The sequence below is a fragment of the Aminobacter sp. P4_H6_2 genome (assembly GCF_056400805.1).
The window spans coordinates 1-3010 of the sequence record NZ_JBFUKO010000630.1 but is presented as its reverse complement, the minus strand read 5'-3'; the positions used below and the strand labels follow the sequence as shown (position 1 = coordinate 3010).

Here is a 3010-nt window from a genome sequence, read left to right as displayed (position 1 = left end):
GTTCCTGCTGGGTGCCGACGAACTCGACCTCAGCAAGGCCGCGAACGCGTTCGTCGTTTACATAGGCACGCATGGCGACACCGGCGCGCACCGCGCCGACGTCATCCTGCCGGCTGCTGCCTATACCGAGAAGTCGGGCACCTATGTGAACACCGAAGGCCGTGTGCAGCAGACCAACCGCGCCGGCTTCGCGCCGGGCGAGGCCAAGGAAGACTGGGCCATCCTCAGGGCGCTGTCCGACGTGCTCGGCCACAAGCTGCCCTTCGACTCCCTGCCGCAGCTGCGCGCCAAGCTCTATGCGGAGCTCCCGCATCTCGCCCGTATCGACGAGATCGATTCAGGTAACAGTGACGACATCGCCAAGGTTGCCAAGCTCGGCGGCCGGCTGAACAAGGGCGCCTTCACCTCTGTCGTGAAGGACTTCTATCTCACCAATCCGATCGCACGTGCGTCGGCGGTGATGGCCGAGTGTTCGGCACTGGCCAAAAATGGCTTCAAGCAGGCGGCGGAGTAAAGGCTGTCATGGATACCTTTTTCTCCTTCTACGTCCTGCCGGCGCTGATCATCCTGCTGAAGTCGGTCGTTTTGATCGTCGTTCTGCTGATCTTCGTCGCCTACATCCTTTATGCCGATCGCAAGATCTGGGCGGCCGTACAGCTGCGCCGCGGCCCGAACGTCGTCGGGCCCTGGGGCCTGCTGCAGGCATTCGCCGATCTTTTGAAGTTCGTCTTCAAGGAACCGATTATTCCGTCCGGTTCCAACAAGGGCGTGTTCCTGCTCGCTCCTGTGGTTTCGGCGGTACTGGCGATCTCGGCATGGGCGGTGATACCGGTCAGCGAAGGCTGGGCGATCGCCAACATCAATGTCGGCATCCTCTATGTCTTCGCCATTTCCTCGCTCGAGGTCTATGGCGTGATCATGGGCGGCTGGGCCTCGAACTCGAAATATCCGTTCCTCGGCGCGCTGCGCTCGGCGGCGCAAATGGTGTCTTATGAAGTCTCGATCGGCTTCGTCATCGTCTGCGTGCTGCTCACCGCCGGCTCGCTCAACCTGACCGACATCGTCCTGTCGCAGGGCGATGGCATCGGTACGCGGCTCGGCCTGCCCAACACGTTCCTCGACTGGAACTGGCTCGCGCTTTTCCCGATGTTCGTGATCTTCTTCATCTCGGCACTGGCCGAGACGAACCGGCCGCCCTTCGACCTGGTCGAAGCCGAGTCGGAACTCGTCGCCGGTCACATGATCGAATATTCGTCGACGCCGTTCCTGCTGTTCTTCCTCGGCGAGTATGTCGCGATCGTTTTGATGTGCGCGCTGACGACGATCCTGTTCCTCGGCGGATGGCTGCCGCCCTTCGACTTCGCGCCCTTCACCTGGGTGCCTGGCGTGATCTGGTTCGTGCTCAAGGTCTGCATGGTGTTCTTCATGTTCGCCATGGTGAAGTCCTTCGTGCCGCGTTACCGCTATGATCAGTTGATGCGTCTGGGCTGGAAGGTGTTCCTGCCGATTTCGCTGGCGATGGTCGTCATTACCGCCGCCTTCCTCAAGCTTACGGGAATGGCATAATGTCCGCGCTAGCCCAAGCCGCCAAATCACTGCTTTTGCAGGACTTCGTCGGCGCCTTCTTCTTGTCCATGCGCCAGTTCTTTGCTCCCAAGGCGACGCTGAACTATCCGCATGAAAAGGGTCCGGTCAGCCCGCGCTTCCGTGGCGAGCATGCTTTGCGCCGTTATCCCAATGGCGAAGAGCGCTGCATTGCCTGCAAGCTGTGCGAAGCGATCTGCCCGGCGCAGGCCATCACCATCGAGGCCGGCCCGCGCCGCAATGACGGCACCCGCCGCACGGTGCGCTACGACATCGACATGGTGAAGTGCATCTATTGCGGCTTTTGCCAGGAAGCCTGCCCGGTCGACGCCATCGTCGAGGGGCCGAACTTCGAATTCGCGACGGAAACGCGCGAGGAGCTTTACTACGACAAGGACAAGCTGCTTGCGAATGGCGATCGGTGGGAGCGCGAGATCGCGCGCAACATCGCGATGGATTCGCCTTATCGCTGAGGCTTGAACAATGGACGGGCCAAGCCGGCTCGTCTAAGGAACGCGCGACCTGCACCGGAGGCGGAGCAAGGACGTGAACAGGGCAGGGCGCAGACGCGTACTGCCCGAAAGGAAAACCGGGGGAACCCATGCTCAACGGACTTGAAGCGGTATTTTTCTACCTCTTCGCCTTCATCGCGGTGGCGTCGGCCTTCATGGTCATTTCGGCGCGCAACCCGGTTCACTCGGTGCTCTACCTGATCCTGACGTTCTTCAACGCGGCGGGTCTGTTCCTTTTGACCGGCGCCGAGTTCCTGGCGATGATCCTGCTCGTCGTTTATGTCGGCGCGGTGGCGGTGCTGTTTTTGTTCGTCGTCATGATGCTCGACGTCGACTTCGCCGAATTCAAGTCGGGCGCTCTGCAGTATGCGCCGATCGGAGCATTCGTCGGCCTGATCCTGGCCGCCGAGCTGATCGTGGTGACTGGCGGCTATGCCTTCGTGCCGAAGCTCGGATCTGCAGTGGCTCAGCCAACGCCTGATATCGCCACACGCCACAACACGGCAGCGCTCGGCGACATCCTCTACACAAACTACATCTACTTCTTCCAGATCGCTGGCCTCGTGCTTTTGGTCGCCATGATCGGCGCAATCGTCTTGACGCTGCGCCATAAGCCAAATGTCAAGCGCCAGAACATCTCGGCCCAGGTCGCCCGCACGCCGGCTACCGCGATCGAGGTCAAGAAGGTCGAGACGGGCAAGGGAATCTGACCATGGTTGTGGGCATTGGGCACTATCTCACGCTGTCAGCGGTTATGTTCACGCTTGGCGTGTTTGGCATCTTCCTGAACCGCAAGAACGTCATCGTCATCCTGATGTCGGTCGAGCTGATCCTTCTCGCGGTCAATATCAATTTCGTGGCGTTTTCGGCCCAGCTCGGCGATCTCGTCGGCCAGGTGTTTGCGCTATTCGTGC

Annotated in this window: 5 protein-coding genes; all 5 read left to right on the top strand. The window is 60.6% G+C overall.

Annotated features, from left to right (window positions below):
• A partial coding sequence (locus AC1DUU_RS27735; RefSeq protein WP_476786562.1) for a molybdopterin-dependent oxidoreductase occupies window positions 1–514 on the top strand: 514 nt, incomplete at its 5' end.
• 8 nt (window positions 515–522) lie between these two features.
• Window positions 523–1566, top strand: a complete 1044-nt coding sequence (nuoH, locus tag AC1DUU_RS27730) for an NADH-quinone oxidoreductase subunit NuoH (RefSeq protein WP_476786561.1) — start codon at window positions 523–525, stop codon at window positions 1564–1566.
• Window positions 1566–2057 carry an NADH-quinone oxidoreductase subunit NuoI gene (nuoI, locus tag AC1DUU_RS27725; RefSeq protein WP_055970601.1) on the top strand — a complete coding sequence of 164 codons (492 nt, stop codon included), beginning with the start codon at window positions 1566–1568 and terminating at the stop codon, window positions 2055–2057. Before nuoH ends, nuoI begins: the two co-directional genes overlap by 1 nt.
• A 128-nt stretch (window positions 2058–2185) precedes the next feature.
• The gene (locus AC1DUU_RS27720) at window positions 2186–2806 is read left to right on the top strand and encodes an NADH-quinone oxidoreductase subunit J (protein ID WP_476786560.1); all 621 of its coding nucleotides are present in this window, start codon (window positions 2186–2188) and stop codon (window positions 2804–2806) included.
• 2 nt (window positions 2807–2808) lie between these two features.
• The coding region (gene nuoK / locus AC1DUU_RS27715; protein ID WP_476786559.1) for an NADH-quinone oxidoreductase subunit NuoK at window positions 2809–3010 on the top strand (202 nt) is incomplete at its 3' end.